This is a genomic window from Streptosporangium sp. NPDC002544 (assembly GCF_040295965.1).
Classification (GTDB): domain Bacteria; phylum Actinomycetota; class Actinomycetes; order Streptosporangiales; family Streptosporangiaceae; genus Streptosporangium.
Genome location: NZ_JBEOWJ010000013.1, coordinates 154,813 through 174,076, shown reverse-complemented (window position 1 = coordinate 174,076; position 19,264 = coordinate 154,813). Strand labels below are relative to the sequence as shown.

Below are 19,264 nucleotides of genomic sequence, written 5' to 3'. Positions count from 1 at the left end.
CGACGGCCATCCGCCGGGTGTGCCAGGGCAGGCCTCACACGGAGATGTTGACGACGCTGGTGAGGATGACCGCCGAATCCTCGGCGGCCTCAAGTGAGTGACGTCGCTGCGGGATCGGGGTGGCCTGGCCCGTGCTGACTTCGACGCTCTGCCCCTCCTCGACGATCCGTACCCGCCCGGACAGGACGTGCAGGCTCGCGGCCGGCGGGGCGTCGTGGTCACCGAGGACGGTTCCGGCGATCAGCGCGATGACCGCCTGGCGTAGCGTGCCCTCGTTGAGGTAGGTGTGGGCGCTACGGCCGTGCGCGCTCTCCCTGGCGAGGGCGAGATGTTCCTCGGCGAGAGCCAGTACGTCGATCATTGAGGTTTCCTCCCGGTCGTTCTGAGCCTGCCCTGGGTGAGGAATGCGCAGCGCCAGGCGGAGGTAAAGTCATCCGTCCCGGGTGGGGGGCCGTTCGTCGAAGCGGATGGCCCGGAGCAGGTCCGCGGCGGGACGGTCGAGGATCGTGACGCCCGTGGCCGGGGGGAGCACGCCGCCGCGGGCGCGCTCGATGAGCACCCGCCAGCGGCGGCAGTGCCGGGCGAAGGTGGTGCCCGTGACGACCCGGCCGCGCGAGAGTTGTCCCTCGCGGGCCGCGCTCGGCTCCACGTCGAGCAGGATCAGATGGATCTCGCTGCCGACCCCGCGCGCCAGCCAGGCGAAGCCGTACAGGATGTGCGGCCAGGTGCCGCGGGTGTGCGCGACGACGCCGTGTCCCCGCAGCAGGGCGCGGGCGATCCGCGCCACATGGGTGGTGTGCACGATCGGGGTGCGGGCTCGCGGGGGGATCGGGCCGAGATAGCGGGCCCACCAGTTGCGGGACTGACGGGAGTCGATGACGCGGACCTCACCGGCGCGGACCGGTTCCCTCTCGTCGCCGCGCAGCCCGTACAGCCGGTCGAGCAGGGTGCTCTTGCCCGCACCGGGGAGCCCCGCGAGGAGCACCAGCGTCCCGGCCGGATAGTGCAGCTCCTCGACGGAGGACTGGCCGGCCGATGTGGTGGCCATCGGGTGCACCTCGCAGGAAAGGGGATTCCCCCCATCATGTGTCCCGGGGCATCGCCGCGGTGGAATCCGGTTCGCCGCCGATTCGGCGGGCATCGGAGGGGACTGCGCCCGAGCGGAGGAACACCGGGAAGGCGGTACCTGCGGGAGACCGTCGGTGGGCATGCTCGCTCCTCGAATGCGCTCGGTCATTCGAGGTCTCCTTCACCCGCACCTCGCGGGCAACCGTCCGGGGACGCCACAGGGCGTCCGTACTGACCGGGGCGGCTCTTGGGAAGTACTCCCCTCGTTCGTTCAAGGGTAGGGGAATCCGGGCGGTGGCGCGGTCACCGGAAGGAGACTCTCCGGTAAACGCGCGGCGCCGCACCTTTGGCGGTGGGGTGCCGGCGCCGCCTGCGAGGCCCGGGGGCCTCGTGCCCGTCGGCCGTCCGTCAGTAGCCGTAGCCGTAGCCGGGGTCGCCGGAACCGGAGCCGTGGGAGCTTGAATGTGAGGGCGAGGGCGCGGGGGAGGCGCCGCTGGAGGGGGAGGCCGTCGGGGTGGCGGCGCCCGCGGGCCGGATCAGGCCGAGCAGGCCGTGGGTGCCACCGTCGCTGCCGGCGCTGAACCACAGGGAGCCGGTGCCGCCGACGGCGTCCGTGCCGGGTTCCAGGTCCCACAGGCCGCCCAGGGTGATGGGCCTGCCGTCGGCGGAGCGCAGCGGGCCGAGCGGGCGGCCGTTGCGCGGGTTGTAGGCGTTGATCCGGCCGTCGCCGAAGTTGCCGACGAGCAGGGCTCCGGAGTGGGCGCCGAACCCCTTCGGGGCCGGTGTCATCGCCCAGGGCGCGTTGAGCGCCCCCCGCGCGGCGAAGCGGCCGACGAACCGGCCGGAGCCGTTGAACCGGCTGATGAACCCCTTGCCCTGCCCGGCCACCGACTTGCCGGTCTCGGGGTCGCGCTTGGCGTACGCGACGAGGATGGAGCGGCCCACGACCTCCACGTTGAACGGCGCGTAGTCGTCAGGCAGGCCCGGGTCGCGGAACGCGCGACGGCTGGTCATGATCCGTTCGAAGTCGCCGTCGAAGACGTGGATCCGGTCGCCCGCGAAGTCGGCGGCCAGCAGCAGCGGCCCCCGGTTGGTCTGGGCCAGGGCCAGGCCCTTGAAGTCGGCGCCCTTCACGAACGCGCTGATGATCGCGTCATCCGGGTCGGCCTCGGCGTTCCAGCCGGTGATCGCCCCGCTGGGGCTGGCGAAGATGAACGTCGCGGGTCCCGAACCACCGGGTCCTTTGACGACGAACTCCTCGCCCATGTTGACGACCTGCCCGGTGGGCCTGCCGCCGGGGACGCGGACCTGGGTCCTCTCCTGCTTCACGGTGCCCGCGCCGCCGGAGTAGACCGTGGCCAGGCCGCTGCCCGCGGCCGAGACCCAGAGGGTCTTGCCCATGGCCAGTCCCCACGGGTTGATCAGTGCGGGGTCGGTGACCGCCGCCCGTCCGCTGACGTCCGAGACCAGGTTGGTGACCGAGAAACGGCTCTGCGTGCGTTGCGTTCCGGCCTGCGCGTGGCCGGTCCAGGATTTCGCCGGACCGGTTCCGGCTCGGGCCTGTTCCGCTCCGTTCTGCGCCTGCCGGGTTCCGGCGGACGCCGTACCGGCGACGCCCACGACCAGAACCGTGGCGCAGATCGTGACGATGCGTACTCGCATTCATGGCTCCTCTGTGCGGGAGTGCCTTTCGCCGCGAGATACGCGCGGGGTTCGTACCCGGTTCAGCCCGTTTCCCGGTGGCCGGGACCGGCCAGGAGCCGGCCGAGCGGAAAAGGGATGGCCCATGGCCGCCGGGTAGGGCGGCCATGGGCCTGATCTCACGAGCGTCACACCGGGTCACGGCCGGCTCATGACCGCGGGCGAGCCCAGGGAGGACAGGCACGCCCGCGGAGTCCTGCGGCGAGCTAGCGGCGGAGGGCGGCCGCCTCGGTGGCCAGCTTCTCGATCCGTGCGTAGTCACCGGTGGCGAGCGCGTCGGCGGGGGTGAGCCAGGTACCGCCCACGCAGCCCACGTTCGGCAGTGCCAGGTAGTCGGGGGCGGTCGCGAGCCTGATGCCGCCCGTCGGGCAGAACCTGATCTGCGGCAGCGGGCCGCCGAGCGCCTTCAGGTACGGCAGGCCGCCGGCGGCCTCGGCCGGGAAGAACTTCATCTCGGTCACCCCGCGCTCGGCCAGCGCCATGACCTCGGACGCGGTCGCCGCGCCGGGCAGGAACGGCACCCCGCCGGCCGCGAGGGCGTCGAGAAGTTTCGGGGTGGTTCCCGGGCTGACCAGGAAGGCGGAACCGGCCGCCACCGAGGCGGCCACGTCGGCCGGGGTGCGGACGGTGCCCGCGCCGACCACCGCCTCGGGGACCTCGGCGGCGATGCGCGCGATGGCGTCCAGGGCGGCGGCGGTGCGGAGGGTGACCTCGATGGCCGGCAGGCCGCCCGCTACCAGGGCGCGGGCCAGGGGGACCGCGGTCTCCGGGTCGTCGATCACGACCACCGGGATGACGGGGGCGATGTCGAGCAGGCTACTCACACGTACTCCAGGTTGGACAGGTGCTGGTTCAGCCACGCCGCCGCGCCGACCAGGGCGGGCTGTGGGGCCACGATCAGCGTGGTGGCGATGCCGGAAAGGTAGTCGTTCAGGGTGGGGTTGGCTTCGAAGCGGCGGCGGAAGTCGCTGGAGCGGACCCGGTCCACGATACGTGGCAGCACGCCGCCGCCCAGGTAGACCCCGCCCCGGGCACCGAGGGTCAGGGCGACGTTGCCGGCGAAGGTGCCGAGCATGGCGCAGAAGACCTCGATGGTCTGCGCGCACAGCGAGTCGTCCATCCGGGCCACGATGTCGGAGGCCGACAGTCTCGGCGCGTCCACCCCGCGGACGAGGGCGAGCCCCCGGTGCAGGCGCGACAACCCCGGCCCGGAGAGCAGGTGCTCGGCCACCACGTGCTCCATGCCGTCCGCGCGCAGCGCCCGGACGATCTCGTGGTCGCGCTCGTCGAGGAGCGGCATGGTGACGTGGCCGCCCTCCCCGGGGATCGGCACCCAGCCCTCGGCGGCGGGCACCAGGCCGCCCACGCCGAGGCCGGTTCCGGGCCCGAGCACGGCCTTGACGCCGCGCGAGGGCTCCGGGCCGCCCAGACAGACCAGGTCCTCGCCCCGCAGGTACGGCAGGGACGCGGCCAGGGCCTCGAAGTCGTTGAGCAGCCAGGCGTTCGGGATGCCCAGCTCGCTCACCGACCCCGTCCACCCGGCGTTGGTGAGCCGGTAGCGGTCACCGTCCACGGGTCCTGCGATCGCGATGCACGCGGCTCCCGGCCGAACTCCGCCCGCATGGTCTGCGAGATAAGCGGCTACGGCTTCGGGAAGGCCATCGTGTTCCGCGCCCGCGAGCACGGCCACTGTATCGGGCTGACCACCGGCCTCGGTGACCAGTCCGAACCGGGCGTTGGTGCCGCCGACGTCCGCGACGAGCCAGGGAAGGCTCACATGATCTCCTTCGCGGGCCGTACGGGAGAGACGGTGTGCGCGGTCATGCCCGGCCGCCGTTCGCCACGGCCTCGGCGTGGCCGTTCAGGGGGAAGATGCCCGCGCCGCGCTCGGCCGGGCCCGCCGCGCGGCGGAAGGCGCCGAACAGCTCGCGGCCGGTGCCCACCCACTGGGCGTCGGTGAGCGGCGCGCCATGCGGGGACCGGGCGGCCAGCTCGTCGGCGGGGAGCAGCAGCTCCAGGGTGCCGGCGGCGGCGTCGAGGCGGATCGGGTCGCCGTCCAGCACCAGCGCGATGGGGCCGCCGTCGGCGGCCTCCGGCGACAGGTGGATGGCGGCGGGGACCTTGCCCGACGCGCCGGACATACGGCCGTCGGTGACGATCGCCACCCGCTGTCCCCGGTCGAGCAGCACCGCCATCGGCGGAGTGAGCTTGTGCAGCTCGGGCATGCCGTTCGCGCTCGGTCCCTGGTATCGGATGACCGCGACGAAGTCCTGCCCGTCGAGCTCGCCCGCGTCGAAGGCGCGCAGCAGCTCCAGCTGGTCGTCGAAGACCTTGGCGGGGGCCTCGATGACCAGGTGCTCGTCCTTGACCGCGGAGACCTTGCTGACCGCGCGCCCCAGATTGCCGTTGAGCATGTGGATGCCGCCATCGGCGGAGAACGCGTCGGAGACCGGGCGCAGCACGTCCAGGTCGGTGCTGCCCTCGGTGCGCTCCTCCCAGACCAGCTCGCCGTCCTTGAGCTCGACGGCCGAGCGGTAGTGGTCCAGGCCGCGCCCGGCGACGGTCAGCACGTCGCCGTGGAGCAGCCCGGCGTCCAGCAGGTCGCCGATGAGCACCTGCATGCCGCCCGCGGCCTGGAAGTGGTTCACGTCCGCCTGGCCGTTGGGGTACATGCGGGTCAGCAGCGGTACGACCTTCGACAGCGCGGCCAGGTCGTCCCAGAGGAGTTCGATGCCCGCCGCCGCGGCGATGGCGACGATGTGCATCGTGTGGTTGGTCGAGCCGCCGGTCGCCAGCAGCGCCACGCAGGCGTTGACTATCGCCTTCTCGTCGACGACCTCGCCCACCGGGGTGTACTCGTCGCCGTGCGCGGTCAGCTCCACCGCCCGCCTGCCCGCCGCCTTCGTCAGGGCCTCGCGCAGCTCGGTGCGCGGGTTGACGAAGGTCGAGCCCGGCAGGTGCAGGCCCATGACCTCGATCATGACCTGGTTGGAGTTGGCGGTGCCGTAGAAGGTGCAGGTGCCGGGGGAGTGGTAGGACTTCGCCTCGGCGTCGAGCAGCTCGTCCCTGCCGACCTTGCCCTCGGCGAACAGCTGCCGGGTGCGGGCCTTGACCTTGTTGGGCAGGCCGGAGGTCATCGGCCCGGCGGGGACGAACACCGCGGGCAGGTGGCCGAAGTGCAGCGCCCCGATCAGCAGGCCGGGAACGATCTTGTCGCAGACGCCGAGCATGAGGGAGGCGTCGAACATGTCGTGCGAGAGCGCGATAGCGGTGGCCATCGCGATGACCTCGCGGCTGTAGAGCGACAGCTCCATGCCCGCCCGGCCCTGGGTGATGCCGTCGCACATCGCGGGCACGCCGCCGGCGAACTGCGCGACGCCACCGGCCTTCCGGACGGCCGCCTTGAGGATCGCCGGGTAGGTCTCGTAGGGCTGGTGCGCCGAGAGCATGTCGTTGTAGCTTGACACGATCGCCACACCGGGCTTGACGCCTGCCCGCAGATCGCGCTTGTCGCCTTCTGCCACGCCGGCGAAGCCGTGGGCCAGGTTGGCGCAGCCCAGGCTCGCCCTGGCGGGACCGCGCCGGCGGGCCGCCTCGGCCTCGGAGCGCAGCCGGGCCAGGTACGCGGTACGGCTGGGGCGGCTCCGCCCGACCAGGCGGTCCGTCACTTCTTGGATCACGGGATGCATCCGGCCTCCTGCGTCACGGTCGGTTCGGTCTGTGTGCTGTTCCCGGCCGCTCAAGCCAGTCCCTCCCCGTGCCAGGTGCGGCCGCTGCGGCCGACGAGTTCGTGGGCCGAGGTGGGGCCCGCGCTGCCCGCCGGGTACGGCTCGGGGGCCGTGCCCCGCGACTCCCACTCGCTGATGATCGGATCGATCCACCGCCAGGCGGCCTCGACCTCGTCGCGCCGCATGAACAGGGTCGGGTTGCCCGCCAGGACGTCCATGAGGAGTCGCTCGTAGGCGTCGGGCACCCGGCCGGTGAAGGTCTCGGCGAAGCTGAGGCCGAGCGGGACCGGCTTGAGCGCCACCTCGCCCGCGCCGGGCTCCTTGGCCATGATGTTCAGCTGGATGCCCTCGCTCGGCTGCAGCCGCAGCACCAGCCGGTTGGGCGTGCTGCCCGGGAAGATCGAGTGGGGCACGTCCTTGAACTGCACGACGATCTCCGAGCAGCGGTACGGCATCCGCTTGCCGGTGCGCAGGTAGAACGGCACCCCCGCCCAGCGCCAGTTCTTCACCTCGGCGCGGATCGCGGCGAAGGTCTCCACCCGCCGGGAGGCCTCGGTGGGGGCGGTGCGGTCGGGCTCGTCGAGGTAGCCGGGGACCCGGGCGCCGCCGGACTCGCCCGCCGTGTACTGGCCGCGTACGGTGAAACGGTCGACCTCGCCGCCGGTGACGGCCCGCAGCGACTGGAGGACCTTGACCTTCTCGTCGCGGATCGACTCGCGGTCGTTGCGCGAGGGGGGCTCCATCGCGACCAGGCAGAGCAGTTGGAGCAGGTGGTTCTGCACCATGTCGCGGAGCGCGCCCGCGTGGTCGTAGTAGCCGCGCCGGCCAGGGGTGCCCACGGTCTCGGCGACGGTGATCTGGACGTGGTCGATCCAGAGGGAGTTCCAGATCGGCTCCAGGAACGCGTTGGCGAACCGGAGCACGAGGAGGTTCTGGACCGTCTCCTTACCCAGGTAGTGGTCGATGCGGTAGACCTGCCGCTCGTCGAAGATGGCGCCGACCTCGTCGTTGATGCGCAGCGCGCTGGTCAGGTCGCGCCCGAGGGGTTTCTCCAGCACCACTCGTGAGGCGGGGGTGACCAGACCCGCGCGGTGTGCCTCCCGGCAGAACGGGCCGAACGTCATGGGCGGGCTGGCCAGGTAGAAGACCCGGGCGCGGTGCTCGTACCCGGCGAGCAGCCCGGTGAGCCTCGCCCACCCGGTCGGGTCCTGGCCGCCGATGTCGATGCTGACGTGGTGCAGGCGGCTGAGGAAGCGCTGCCAGGTGCCCGGGTCGTCCACCGGCACCGAGCCGCGCACCTCCGCGTCCACCTTGCCGCGGAAGTCGGCGTCGTCGAGCCCGCCGCGGGACATCGCGATGACGCGGGTCGCGGGGGCGAGGAGGCCGTCGCGGTCGGAGTGGTAGAGCGCCGGGAGGAGTTTCCGCATGGAGAGGTCGCCTGTGCCACCGAAGACGATGAGGTCGGCGGGTTGCGGGGTCTCGGGCATGGGGGAGCGCTCCGTGATGATCTACCGAAATTAGGGATAGATCGGACAGTAGCCATATCTTGCGCTCTACACAAGCCGAGTTTTGTCATTTTAGATGAGAAAGTACGACGTTTTCATTTCCTAAGCAGGTGTGGTTCACTTAGCCGATGCCTCGACGTCCCGCTGCCGCGCTGGCCACCAGCGGTGAGGTGCTACGCCTCATCCGCTCCGGTGAGGCGGTCACACGCGCCGACATAGGGCGCGTCACCGGCCTGTCCAGGCCGGCCGTGTCCCTGCGCGTCACCGAGCTGCTGGAGCAGGGCCTCGTCGTGGAGGACAGTGAGGGCCCCTCCACCGGAGGCCGTCCGCCCACCCGCCTGGTCCTGAACGCCTCGGGTGGCCTCGTCCTGGTCGGCTCGCTGGGCGCGAGCCGCGCGCAGGTCGCCGTCTGTGACCTGGCGGGCGAGGTGGTGGCCCGCGCCGGACTGTCCGTGGACGTGGAGGAGGGCCCTGACGTCGTCCTCCCGCTGGTCATGCAGACCTGGAGTGAACTGCTCGGCGACCGCCCGGCCTCCCTGGTCCGCGGCGTCGGCCTGGGTGTCCCGGCCACCGTCGAGTTCGCGGCCGGGCGCACCGAGAGTGCCCGGATCATGGCCAGCTGGACGGGGGTGGCCATCCCGCCGATCATCGCCGAGCGCTTCCCCGTTCCCGTCCTCCTCGACAACGACGTGAACGTCATCGCCATCGGCGAGCACCGCGCGATCTACGCGGGTGAGGCCGACGACCTGCTGTTCATCAAGGTCTCCACCCGGATCGGCTCCGGCGTCATCGCCGGCGGCGAGATCCTGCGGGGGGCGCTGGGCGCCGCCGGGGAGATCGGGCACATCCCGGTCCGCGACGGCGGGGGAGTGCTCTGCCGCTGCGGCAACATCGACTGCGTCGACTCGGTCGCCAGCGGCACCGCGATCCTGCGCGAGCTCCGTGCCCGGGGGCACGAGGTCAAGACCATGGCCGACGTGGTGAGCCTGGTCCGGGCCGGCGACGCGGAGACCATGACCGTGGTCCGCAACGCCGCCCGGATGCTCGGCGAGGTCGTCGCCAGCGCGGTCAACCTGCTCAACCCCGCGGTGGTCGTGCTCGGCGGCGACGTGGCGGAGACCTTCCAGCCGATGGTCTCAGGGGTTCGCGAGGTGATCCACCGCCGCTCGACGGCCCTGGCGACCCGTAACCTGCGCATCGAGCGCAGCCGTCTCGGCCCGGGCGCCGGGATCATCGGCTGCGCCCACATGGTCCTGGATCACATCCTCTCCCCCGAGGCCGTCGACTCCGCGGTCTGGCAGGCGGTCCGCCCCGTCCGCTCCCTGGCCTGACAGCCCTCGGCCTGACGAACCGCCCCGCCGGCTTCGCCGCCTGGCGGTCAGGCCATCGGCGATCAGGTGCCGGCCAGGACGAGGCTGAAGTCGCCGGTCGGGTCGGTGTAATGGCCGATCATCCCGAATCCGGCGGTGACCAGCTCTTGCCGCAGGCCCTCAGGGCGGAACTTGGCGCTGATCTCGGTGCGCATCTCCTCCCCGGCCACGAAGGAGACCCGCAGGCCGAGATCGGGAATCCGCACGCGCATGGCGCGGCTCGCGCGCAGCCGCATCTCGATCCACTCGTGCCGCGCGTCGTACAGCGCGACGTGCTCGAAGGCGTCCGGGTCGAAGTCGGCGCCCAGCTCCCTGTTGATCACGTGCAGGACGTTCCGGTTGAAGGCGGCGGTCACCCCGCTCACGTCGTCGTAGGCCGCGACCAGCCGGTCGGTGTCCTTGACCAGGTCCGCGCCGAGCAGGAAGGTGTCGCCGGGGCGTAGCGTGGCGCGCAGCTCCTTCAGGAAGACCTCGCGTGCCGCCGGGGCGAGGTTGCCGACGGTGCCGCCGAGGAAGGCCACCAACCGCCGTCCGGTACGGGGCAGCAGCGCCAGGTGCGCCTCGAAGTCGGCGCAGATCGCGCGGACGGTCAGGCCGCGGTAGCGCCAGGCGAGCCACCGCGCGGCGTCGCCCAGGGTCGCCCCGTCGACGTCCACCGGGGTGTAGACGCGCAGCGTCCCCGTCGCGGAGAGGGCGTCGAGCAGCAGCACGGTCTTCTCGCTGGTCCCCGAGCCGAGCTCGACCAGGGTGTCGGCGCCGGAGCGCGTGGCGATGTCGAGGGCGTGCCGGCGCAGGATGGCCAGCTCGCGGCGGGTGGGGTAGTACTCGGGCAACCGGGTGATCCGGGAGAACAGCTCGCTGCCGGCCTCGTCGTAGAACCACTTGGGCGGCAGCCACTTGGGCGTCGACGTCAGCCCGGTGCGGACGTCGTGTTCGAGTGCCTGGTGAAGGTGGTCGCGGCCGAGATGGTCCACCAGGTGTACGGCTGACTGGCTGACTGACACGGGGCCTCCTGGGGCTGTGGGTCACGGGTCCCGCTCGCCGGTCCGTGACCGGGGTGCTGTGTTTTCCTGTGGTCCGGCTCCTCTCCATCGCGGTGCTGTCGCGGTGCTGTCGCGCCTGGTCACAGTGGCTGGACGCGCACGCCGTCCGCGGAGGCGAGGACCAGGGTCCGATCCGGTACGGCCTGCCAGCCGGGCCGGTCGTCCAGCGGTTCGCTCGCCACGAGCACGCCGTCGCGCGGGTGGTCCCCGAGATGGAGGAAGAGAGTGTCGCCCCAGGCGGTCGCGGCGATCGACCGGCCGTCGCAGGCGAGCAGGTTCAGCCGGGCGTCGGGATCCTTCACCCCGGCGTGGGTGACGACCTCCATCAGGGCCTCGCCGAGCGGGTCGCCCGCGCGCCGCCGGGTGAACACCGCGGCGGCGAGCCACGCCGAGTCGCAGGAGCTCTCCGCGTCCTCGGCGAGTTCCCTGACCGCCTCCCGCGCCACGCGGCCGTTGTGGCTGAGCAGCCACGGCCCGTCGGCGAAGGGCGCGGTCGCGCTCTCCTCGATCGGCATCCCGGCGGTGGCCGACCGTACGGCGGCCAGCAGGCAGCCGGAGCGGGCGACCCGTGCGAGGTCCGTCAGGTTGGCGTCCGCCCAGATGGGGACCGTACGGCGGTAGCGGACCGGTTCGGCGCGGGAGGCGTCGTACCAGCCCATGCCGAAGCCGTCGGCGTTGACGGTGCCGTAGCGCTGCAGGCGCGGGGCATGGGACTGCCGGAGCAGACCGTGGCCGGGCTCGTGGATCAGCGAGGACAGCGGACGGGGAGCGCCCAGCCAGGCCGCGTGGCGGCACATCACCGCCGCCCCGATGAGCGCCCGGAGAAATGCTCCGGGGAGTGGCCCGGGGATTCCCCTGGTGAGCCCTCGGGGAAGGCCGAGCGGGCACACCGGAAGCCGGAGAAGATCTGCCTGCGGGCAGGACGGTCCCAGTTCCTGAACGTGGTGCGGGCCACGGCCGGGTCGGACGCCCATGATCCGCCGCGCAGCACCCGGTGTCGAGAGTCGAAGAACACCTCGCTGTACTCGGGGTAGGGGAAGCTGCGGAAGCCGGGATGGGGCAGGAACCACGAACCGGTCCACTCCCACACGTCCCCGATCATCTGCTCGGTGCCGTAGGCGCCCGCCCCCGCGGGGAAGGCGCCGAGCGGTGCGGGCCGTGCCGCCCTGTGCCCGAGGTTCGCCGTGGCGGGCCCGGGATCGTCGTCCCCCCACGGATATCTCCGTGCCCGCCCGGCCTCGGGGTCCCAGCCGCAGGCCTTCTCCCACTCGGCCTCGGTGGGCAGCCGCCTGCCGGCCCACCGGGCGTAGGCGTCGGCCTCGTACCAGCACACGTGCTGGACGGGCTCGTCCATGGGGACGGGCTCGGTCCGGCCAAAGCGGGTGCGCCACCAGGTGCCGCCATCGGCGATCCAGAACAGCGGGGCGAAGGCGCGGCTCCGCTGCAGCCAGAGCCGGCCCTGCGGAGACCACCAGCGGGGGTCGTCGTAGCCGCCGTCGGCGATGAAGTCCGTGTAGGCGCGGTTGCCGACGGGTAGCCTGTCGATCCAGTAGCCGGGCAGGTCGAGCCGGTGGGCCGGGCGCTCGTTGTCGTAGGCCCACGACAGGGTGTCGGTGCCCATCGTGAAGGGACCCGCGGGAACGAACACCTCGTCGGCACCCGAGGGCCGGCCGGGTGGCAGTTCGCCGTCGCGGACCAGGCCGGGTGCACCGGACAGCTGCAGGGTGGCGAGCATCGTCTCGTCGTGCTGGTGCTCGTGCTGGATCACCAGGCCGAAGACGAAACCGTCCCGGTGCAGGGGGTCGGGACCGTGCGGGTCGATCGCGTCCAGGACGTCCAGCACCCGGCCGCGCACGCCCTCGATGTAGCGGCGCGCCTCCATCGGTCCCAGGATGGGCAGGGCCGTGCGGTTCGCGCGCGGATGCCGGAACGCGTCGTACAGGTCGTCGATCTCCGGGCGGAGCGGGGTGATCCCGCCGGCCTGCCGCAGCACCCACAGCTCCTCGTAGTTGCCGACGTGCGCCAGGTCCCACACCAGCGGCGACATCAGCGGCGAGTGCTGCCTGACCAGCAGGTCGTCCTCGGCGTCGGTGTAGGCGGTGGACCGGCTCCGCGCGGCGGTCAGCCCGGCGGCGATCCGTTCCTTGAGGTCGCTCATCAGATACCTCCGTGCTGGAGATTCCGCTCCCCGGTCCCGGGCGGGTCCCGAGCCGGCCTTGACGAGGGCGTCAGATCCGTCCTTCCTGGGCCAGCCAGTCGGGCAGGCGCCGTTCCGGCCCGCCGGCCAGGTGCAGCAGGTCGGCGGCCGGGGAGCGGCCGGGGCTCACGTGGCGGTTGGCGAACGCGGCGACCTCGCAGACCAGGGCCGGTGCCGCTCCCAGCCTCGGCAGCGCCGCGAGGGCGGCGCGGAAACAGGCGTCGGCGGCCCTTCGCAGCAGGGGGTCGGCCAGGCCGCGGCGTGCCGCCCGCAGCCACATCCCCGCGCACGGCTCGGCCGCGGCCAGCGCCGCGTCGGCCGCGCGGTCGTCCGTCACCAGGGCGTGGGTCACCGCCGCGCACACCGGCCAGCTCGCCGGGTGCTGGGCGTCGAGGTAGCGGATCTCCAGCCAGCCGCGTGGCCGTACGGGCGGGAAGAGCGTCGTGGCGTGGTAGGTCAGGTCCGCCAGGGTCGGCGGCTGCGCGGACGCGGTCAGCCGGTCGCGGAAGGTCGAGCCGTCACGGACCGGGCGGTACCGCGCGTCCCCGGGACTCTCCGGGTTCTCCGGGTTCTCCGGGGCCTCGCGCACGGCCATGAGGCGGGCGTCGAGCAGATACTCGGCCCAGTCGGCGGCGGGGTCACCGCCGGCGGGGACAGCGGCCGTGCGAGTGCGGTCGAGCCGATCCCACACCGCCTGGCGGCCCGACATCCACCCGCACGGCCGGCTCCCGCTGAGCGGCGAGTTGGCGAAGGCCGCCACCAGGACGGGACCCAGCAGGTGGGCGCGTTCCCATCGGGTCGCGGGTCTGGTGCCCAGGTCCAGGTTGACCTGGATCGAGGCCGTCGAGCACATCATCAGCGCCCCGTACGGCATGCCGAGAAACTCCGCCATCGCCTCGTACCGGGGCAGGCGCAGCTGCCGCCACGCCGGCCGCAGCGGGTCGAGTCCCACCCCGACCGGCACCAGGCCGGCGTCCCGCAGCGCTCCGCGCGCGGCGGCCACATCGGCGGCGAGGCGGGTGATCGCGTCGGGCAGCGAGCCCGGTGGCCCGGAGAGCTCCAGCTGGCCGCCCGGCTCGAAGGTCACCACACTCCCGCCGGGTAGCGGCGGCAGGACTTCGGCGATCCTGGTCCACGGAACCTGGCGGGCGGGAGCCGTGCGGTCGAAGACCAGGAACTCCAGCTCGACTCCCAGTTGCTCGCCGGGGGAGGCGAGAAAGCACTGCCGGGCGAAGGCCTCCACGTCCGAGGCGTTCCGGATCAGCGTGTTCTCGGTCGCCAGACCAGTCATCCCCGTCCCCTTTCAACATTTATCTGCTGATCTACAGACTTGTACGATGTTCAGGGGGTGGGCGGTGTCGGTAAGTAATGACGGCGTGGCGCTCTGTTCCGGCTCCCGGGCGTCGCGGTGCCATGTCCGGTGAGACGCTCGGGGAAGCGGTTAGGTGCCTAGGGGGAAAGTTCCCGTTATGGGCGATTTCGACACATTTGTCGATCTGACTGGTCACCCGCCGCGGCGTCCGTGACCGGGCCGTGCCGCTGGCCGCGCCGCTGTATCGCTGTGCCGCGCGGTGTCGTCAGCGGTCCCCGAACGGGTGGCCACCGGGGAGAAGCGCCGAGACCTCCTCCGGGCCGGGCGGCTCGGGCCAGCCCGTGGCCGATCCGGCGCCGGAGGGGGCGGGGCCGGAAGCCCACAGGCCGGAGAGGCCGAGGACCGCGCAGGCCAGCCAGTGCTCGCCCGGCTCGTGCTCGCCGCGCAGTGTGGGGATGACCGTGCGCGGGACGATGACGTTGGTGCCCGGCAGGGGGAGGATCAGCTCCCCGCTCCGGGTCCCGCGAAGGTCCTCGATCACGCACAGCCCGGCGGGGGAGTCGAGGCGGGCGTGGCCGGGGCCCTCGGCGGTGCGGTGCGCGGCGGGGTCTCGGTCGACGGCGAACGCCCCCTCGGCCGACAGCAGCCCGCGCCCCGACCGCAGGCGGTGTACCCGTACGTGCCACGGAGGACGCGGGAGCAGCCAGGTGTCGACCTCCACGTCCGGCCATGGTGTCCAGCGGGCGTGGAGCAGGTCGCCGGCTGAGGAGAAGCCCTCGGGCACCTCGCAGGGCCGCCAGTGCGTCCCGTCGTCGCTCAGTGCCAGGGTGCTGTCGAAGGCGCCCTGCTCCAGCCCCCACGAGCCGCCCGGCACGCTGAACCCGAAGGACGTCGAGTAGGCGAACTTGGCGTACTTCGCCGCGCCGTGCCGCACCCACGTGTGGTGCTGCCCCGCGCTCAGCATGACGACCTGCCGTCCCCGCTCGCACCGCATCAGCGCGACCCCCGCCTCCGGCTGGACGCTGGTCGCGGCGAGTTCCCGCGCCGCCTCCTCGTCGGCCGTCCAGAAGGGATGCCCGGCGGCGAGTGCCAGCGGCAGGAACGCCTTCAGCGCCCAGTACGGGGAGCCGGGGGCGTTGTACTGCTCGGCGAGAGCGGGCTGGGCGTAGCCGTATCCCAGGGTGAGCAGGCCGCCGGAGTCGCGGATCGGCCGTCCAAGCCACCAGCGCAGATGCCGCATCAGGTGCCCCTTCACCTCCCCCCACGGCAGGGCCTCGACTCCGGCGAAGGCGAGGGCGCCCCAGAAGGCTCCCTGCGCGAAGCGGTAGGTCAGACTCCGGCCGAAGGGCACGGCGGCTCCGCCGGAGGTGAACCAGTGCTGGAAGTCCAGCGCGAAGGCCGCCGCCCGCTCACGCAGGCGCCCGGCGCGGCCGGGATCGCGGTCGGCGGCCAGGGCGGCGTAGACCAGGCCGTAGTAGTGCATCGCGAAGGGGACGTAGTAGTCGCGCTGGGCGGTGGGGCCGTCGCTGTACCAGCCGCCGCCCAGCGCGAAGGACTCCAGCCGCTCCAGACGGGCGAGGTTGGGCCCGGGGTCGAAGCGCACCCCGACGCGGTCCAGGCCGAGCCCCACCATGACGGGGAAGAACTGCCAGTTGTTGTCGACGGCCTCGGCGTTCATCGAGTGGAGCAGCCAGGCCGCGAGGTCGTCGCGTTCCCGGCCGCTCAGCGGGTCCCACACGGCCTCGGGCGCGAGGGCCAGCGCCAGGCCGATCGCGGCGGTCTCCACCAGCCGTTGGTCGACGTCGGTCACCGCCCCCCAGAACTCCTCGTGCCCGGGATCCGTCCCGGTGGCGAGCCCTCGGCGCCAGAGCTCCCAGTGCTCGAAGGATCCCCCTCCGGCCGCCAGCGGCGCCAGCCCCCACAGCGGGCGGGCGAACGCCTCCAGTTCGGCGGCCGCGTCGCCGTAGTGGGCCGTGTTGCTCCCGAGCCGAAGCCGTGCCCGACCCGGACTGAGGTGGGGGACCAGTGGCAGGACGAGTTCGGTCACGAGCCGGCGCATGTCCTCACGGTCACGCGGTGTCCCGCTCCCGCCCGCCCCCGGCGCCGCCGATGACGTGGCTGATCGTTCCACTGTCGCGGAACCCCCCTCTGGTGATCGGTGACCGTGGCCGCCGGAGGCCCTGCCGTCCGGGCCGGGCCCGCGCCGAGAGCGCGGTCAGCTCTTGAGCCCGGTGAACGCGATCCCCTGCATGATGCGGCGCTGGAAGATCAGCAGGACCACGATGACCGGGATGACCGCCAGGGCGGCGCCCGCCATGATGTAGTACGCCCGTCCGGACTCGCTGCTGGCCAGCTGCTGCAGGGCCAGCGGCAGCGTGTAGAGCTCGGGGTCGTTGAGCACCACCAGGGGCCAGACCAGGTCGTTCCAGTGGAAGATGAAGCTGGTGATCGTCACGACCGCGAGCACCGGCTTCGACAGCGGGATGATGATGCGCCAGAAGATCTGCATCCGTCCCGCGCCGTCGATGCGCGCCGCCTCCTCCAGCTCGCCGGGCAGCGACATGAAGAACTGGCGCAGCAGGAAGATGTCCAGGACCGAGGCGACGTTGGGCAGGATCAGGCCCCATCCGGAGTCGAACATGCCGAGCGCCTGGGTGACGTGGATGCGTGGCACCAGCAGCGTGATCGTGGGGACCATCATGCCCGCGAGCAGCACGACGAACAGCTTGTCCCTGCCGGGAAAGGGGATCCTGGCGAAGGCGTAGGCGGCCAGCGCGTCCACCAGGAGCTTGCCCGGAACCAGTATCAGGCAGACCCAGACGCTGTTGAGGAACGCCTGGCCCAGCCCGCCGACCTGCAGGACGTGCTCGTAGTTCTCCAGCGTGGGCGACCACTCACCGGTCTTGCGATCCAGCGGAAGCAGGCTGGGCACCTTGGTGTAGACGTCCGAGCCGTGTTTGAAAGAGGTCGCCAGCATCCACAGGAACGGGATCACCGATATGGCCGCCAGCAGCACCAGGGCGATGTAGACGGGCGCGAGCCGTGCTTTCCCGGCCGTCCTCACGACGCCTCCTGCTTGACGAACTTGAACTGCAGGGCAGTGATGATCATGATGAAGAGGAACAGGATGAACGACATCGCGCAGGCCGCGCCCATCGCGTCGTAGCGGAACGCGAACAGGTACAGGTGCAGGACGTAGGTCAGGCCCGACTGCTCGGGGCCGCCGGTGACGCTCCTGCCGCCGCCGCCCGAGAAGATCACATACACCAGGCCGAAGACCTGCAGCGCCGCGATCACACCGGTGACCAGCAGGTAGAAGGTGGTGGGACGCAACATCGGCACGACGATCCTCCGGAACCGCTGGACGGGGCCCGCACCGTCGATGATCGCGGCCTCGCGGATCGAGTCGGGGATGCCCTTGAGCCCCGCGAGGTAGATGATCATTGAGATGCCGCACTGCCAGGCGGCGATGAACGACAGGGCCGGGATGACCAGTTCGGGGGTGTTGAGCCAGTTCTGCCCGGGGATGCCGAACAGGCCGAGAAAGCTGTTGACCAGCCCGTACTGCGGGTCGTACAGCCAGCGCCAGATGGCGCCCACCGCGGCCTCGGCGGTCACGACCGGCAGGAACAGCAGCAGCCGGAAGAGGTTGGAACCGCGGCGGATCGTGTTGATCAGCAGCGCCTGGGCGAGCGCGGTGACCAGGGTCAGCGGTACGGCGATCAGCGTGTACTGCAAGGTGACCCGGATCGACTTCCAGAAGTGCGGATACCGCACGTCGTCGAAGAGCAGGTCGGAGTAGTTGGCCAGTCCCACCCAGTTGGGCGCCGACCGCAGGTTCCAGTCGGTGAAGCTGTAGTACAGCGCGGCCAGCGCGGGGTAGAGCAGGAAGATCACGAAATAAATCACCGCGGGGGCGATCAGGAGCCACCCGATGACGTGGTCGCGCCGCCCGAAACCCGGGCGGCGGCGCCGCCCGGGGAGGGGCGTCACGGCGGGCTTGTCAGCCAGCACCGGAGATGCCACGTTTGCCTCGCTTTCGCGTTAGCCGTTCCAGCCGAGCAGCGCGCGGGTCTTGGTCGCCGCCTCGGTCAGCGCCTGCTGGGAGGTGACCTTGCCGCTCAGCGCGGACTCGATCGCGGGGGCGATGATCTCGTCGTTGATCTGGATCCACTCCGGCAGGGCCGGCCTGGCATGGGCGACCTTGAGCTGCTCGAGGAAGGCCGCCTGGTCGGGCCCGAAGGTGGCCGCGTCCCTCTCCGCCGCCGCCACATTGGTCGGGAAGCCACCCAGCGCCTGAGCCAGCGCGGTGTTGTTGTCGGCGTTGCTCAGGAAGGTGAGCCACTTCCACGCCAGCTCGGGGTTCTTGCCCTTGCTGAAGACCACCGCGTTCTCGCCGCCGATGTTGCCGGCGGGCTCGGTCTTGTACGGCAGCGGGGCGGTGCCGAACTCCAGGTCGGGGAACTGCTCCTTGATGTTGGCCACGTCCCACGGGCCGGAGATCATCATGCCGGCCAGACCGTTCTCGAAGGCCTTGTCCGAGTCGGTGATCGTCCTGGGGGAGGACGGCAGCAGATCCACCCAGAGCTGGAGCGCGTCGACACCGGGCTGCTGGTCGAACAGGATCTTCTTGTCCTTCTCGTCGACGAGGGAGCCGCCGGCGCCCGCGAGGAAGCCCGGCCACATCCAGCCGCCGTAGCCGTCGCCCTTGGGCACCACCATGCCCGCGATCTTCGGATCGTCCTGGTGGACCTTCGCGGCCGTCTGCTTGAGCTCGTCCCAGGTCTTGGGCGGCGTCGGCACCAGCTTCTTGTTGTAGAAGAGCGCCACCGCGGTGTGGTCCAGCGGCAGGCCGTAGATCTTGTCGTTCACCTTGTTGGTGTTCAGGGCGCCCGCGTAGTACGTCTTCTCGTCGACGGTGCCGGCGGGCATCTCCCTGATGGTGCCGTCGAGTGCGTACCTGGCCACCAGCGGCTGGTCCAGGATGCCGACGTCGGGGACGGTGCCGGCGGCGACGGCGCTGCCCAGCTTGGTGTTGTAGTCGTCCTTGGGGATCTTGACGATCTTGACGGTGACCTTGTTGGCCTTCTCGAAGTCGGTGCGCAGCTTCTCGACGACCTCCCCCGCCTGCGGGGTGCGGTCCTGGAACATCCAGTAGGTCAGTGTGGTGGCCTCCGAGGCCGCCCCGTTGTCGCCGCCGCATGCGACAAGTCCGGCCAGCAGTGCCATACCCGCCGCGGCCCCTGTGACTCTCCTGATCATTTCTTCCTCCTGTTGGGGGGTGCAACGGAGGATAATGTAAGGTGTGAAAAAAGTTCAGTCCCCTTGAGAAACGCTTTG

The 19,264-nt window shown here is 71.6% G+C and carries 16 protein-coding genes; 1 reads left to right on the top strand and 15 read right to left on the bottom strand.

The genetic code is table 11. The annotated features are described in order from the left end of the window. Window positions 1-34: 34 nt before the first annotated feature. The 7 genes from ABT061_RS21625 to zwf form a co-directional block, all read right to left on the bottom strand. Window positions 35-361, bottom strand: coding sequence for a cupin domain-containing protein (locus ABT061_RS21625; RefSeq protein ID WP_350920514.1), 327 nt, complete (start codon window positions 359-361; stop codon window positions 35-37). Window positions 362-430: 69 nt separating this feature from the next. Further along, window positions 431-1,048, bottom strand: coding sequence for an AAA family ATPase (locus ABT061_RS21620; RefSeq protein ID WP_350920511.1), 618 nt, complete (start codon window positions 1,046-1,048; stop codon window positions 431-433). Between the two features lie 428 nt (window positions 1,049-1,476). Further along, a complete protein-coding gene (locus tag ABT061_RS21615; protein WP_350920508.1) occupies window positions 1,477-2,730 on the bottom strand; it encodes a TIGR03118 family protein in 1,254 nt (417 codons plus the stop codon). Between the two features lie 245 nt (window positions 2,731-2,975). Continuing rightward, the gene (eda, locus tag ABT061_RS21610; RefSeq protein WP_350920505.1) at window positions 2,976-3,593 is read right to left on the bottom strand and encodes a bifunctional 4-hydroxy-2-oxoglutarate aldolase/2-dehydro-3-deoxy-phosphogluconate aldolase; all 618 of its coding nucleotides are present in this window, start codon (window positions 3,591-3,593) and stop codon (window positions 2,976-2,978) included. Then, a complete protein-coding gene (gene glk, locus ABT061_RS21605) occupies window positions 3,590-4,546 on the bottom strand; it encodes a glucokinase (protein WP_350920502.1) in 957 nt (318 codons plus the stop codon). The genes eda and glk overlap by 4 nt, the downstream gene beginning before the upstream one ends. A 43-nt stretch (window positions 4,547-4,589) precedes the next feature. Next, window positions 4,590-6,458, bottom strand: a complete 1,869-nt coding sequence (gene edd / locus ABT061_RS21600) for a phosphogluconate dehydratase (protein WP_350920499.1) — start codon at window positions 6,456-6,458, stop codon at window positions 4,590-4,592. 50 nt (window positions 6,459-6,508) lie between these two features. Next, a complete protein-coding gene (zwf, locus tag ABT061_RS21595) occupies window positions 6,509-7,984 on the bottom strand; it encodes a glucose-6-phosphate dehydrogenase (protein WP_350920496.1) in 1,476 nt (491 codons plus the stop codon). Between the two features lie 146 nt (window positions 7,985-8,130). On the opposite strand from zwf, the gene ABT061_RS21590 reads away from it, so the two are divergent. Continuing rightward, complete coding sequence (locus ABT061_RS21590) at window positions 8,131-9,333, top strand: ROK family transcriptional regulator (RefSeq protein ID WP_350920493.1); 1,203 nt, start codon at window positions 8,131-8,133, stop codon at window positions 9,331-9,333. Window positions 9,334-9,395: 62 nt separating this feature from the next. Here the strand turns inward: ABT061_RS21590 and egtD are convergent, their stop codons facing one another. From egtD to ABT061_RS21550, 8 genes are all read right to left on the bottom strand, one after another. Further along, entirely contained in the window at window positions 9,396-10,376 is a 981-nt protein-coding gene (egtD, locus tag ABT061_RS21585; RefSeq protein ID WP_350920490.1) for an L-histidine N(alpha)-methyltransferase, read from the bottom strand. A gap of 119 nt (window positions 10,377-10,495) precedes the next feature. Continuing rightward, window positions 10,496-11,212, bottom strand: coding sequence for an ergothioneine biosynthesis protein EgtC (gene egtC, locus ABT061_RS21580; RefSeq protein ID WP_350920487.1), 717 nt, complete (start codon window positions 11,210-11,212; stop codon window positions 10,496-10,498). Beyond that, on the bottom strand, window positions 11,212-12,573 hold the full coding sequence (gene egtB, locus ABT061_RS21575; RefSeq protein ID WP_350920484.1) for an ergothioneine biosynthesis protein EgtB: 1,362 nt from the start codon (window positions 12,571-12,573) through the stop codon (window positions 11,212-11,214). Before egtB ends, egtC begins: the two co-directional genes overlap by 1 nt. A 70-nt stretch (window positions 12,574-12,643) precedes the next feature. Then, the gene (egtA, locus tag ABT061_RS21570) at window positions 12,644-13,903 is read right to left on the bottom strand and encodes an ergothioneine biosynthesis glutamate--cysteine ligase EgtA (protein WP_350920481.1); all 1,260 of its coding nucleotides are present in this window, start codon (window positions 13,901-13,903) and stop codon (window positions 12,644-12,646) included. A gap of 286 nt (window positions 13,904-14,189) precedes the next feature. Next, window positions 14,190-15,983 carry a DUF2264 domain-containing protein gene (locus tag ABT061_RS21565; RefSeq protein WP_350920478.1) on the bottom strand — a complete coding sequence of 598 codons (1,794 nt, stop codon included), beginning with the start codon at window positions 15,981-15,983 and terminating at the stop codon, window positions 14,190-14,192. Window positions 15,984-16,139: 156 nt separating this feature from the next. Continuing rightward, window positions 16,140-16,988, bottom strand: a complete 849-nt coding sequence (locus ABT061_RS21560; RefSeq protein ID WP_030909114.1) for a carbohydrate ABC transporter permease — start codon at window positions 16,986-16,988, stop codon at window positions 16,140-16,142. Further along, complete coding sequence (locus ABT061_RS21555) at window positions 16,985-17,950, bottom strand: carbohydrate ABC transporter permease (RefSeq protein ID WP_350920475.1); 966 nt, start codon at window positions 17,948-17,950, stop codon at window positions 16,985-16,987. Before ABT061_RS21555 ends, ABT061_RS21560 begins: the two co-directional genes overlap by 4 nt. Before the next feature lie 18 nt (window positions 17,951-17,968). Further along, window positions 17,969-19,186, bottom strand: a complete 1,218-nt coding sequence (locus ABT061_RS21550; RefSeq protein ID WP_350920472.1) for an ABC transporter substrate-binding protein — start codon at window positions 19,184-19,186, stop codon at window positions 17,969-17,971. Window positions 19,187-19,264 lie beyond the last annotated feature (78 nt).

What these genes read in the sequence shown, in the direction of transcription:
- zwf (WP_350920496.1), bottom strand. Translation starts at nt 7,984, where the DNA reads ATGCCCGAGACCCCGCAACCCGCCGACCTCATCGTCTTCGGTGGCACA.
- ABT061_RS21620 (WP_350920511.1), bottom strand. Translation starts at nt 1,048, where the DNA reads ATGGCCACCACATCGGCCGGCCAGTCCTCCGTCGAGGAGCTGCACTAT.
- ABT061_RS21615 (WP_350920508.1), bottom strand. Translation starts at nt 2,730, where the DNA reads ATGCGAGTACGCATCGTCACGATCTGCGCCACGGTTCTGGTCGTGGGC.
- egtC (WP_350920487.1), bottom strand. Translation starts at nt 11,212, where the DNA reads ATGTGCCGCCACGCGGCCTGGCTGGGCGCTCCCCGTCCGCTGTCCTCG.
- ABT061_RS21565 (WP_350920478.1), bottom strand. Translation starts at nt 15,983, where the DNA reads ATGCGCCGGCTCGTGACCGAACTCGTCCTGCCACTGGTCCCCCACCTC.
- egtB (WP_350920484.1), bottom strand. Translation starts at nt 12,573, where the DNA reads ATGAGCGACCTCAAGGAACGGATCGCCGCCGGGCTGACCGCCGCGCGG.
- ABT061_RS21590 (WP_350920493.1), top strand. Translation starts at nt 8,131, where the DNA reads ATGCCTCGACGTCCCGCTGCCGCGCTGGCCACCAGCGGTGAGGTGCTA.
- ABT061_RS21550 (WP_350920472.1), bottom strand. Translation starts at nt 19,186, where the DNA reads ATGATCAGGAGAGTCACAGGGGCCGCGGCGGGTATGGCACTGCTGGCC.
- edd (WP_350920499.1), bottom strand. Translation starts at nt 6,458, where the DNA reads ATGCATCCCGTGATCCAAGAAGTGACGGACCGCCTGGTCGGGCGGAGC.
- ABT061_RS21625 (WP_350920514.1), bottom strand. Translation starts at nt 361, where the DNA reads ATGATCGACGTACTGGCTCTCGCCGAGGAACATCTCGCCCTCGCCAGG.
- egtA (WP_350920481.1), bottom strand. Translation starts at nt 13,903, where the DNA reads ATGACTGGTCTGGCGACCGAGAACACGCTGATCCGGAACGCCTCGGAC.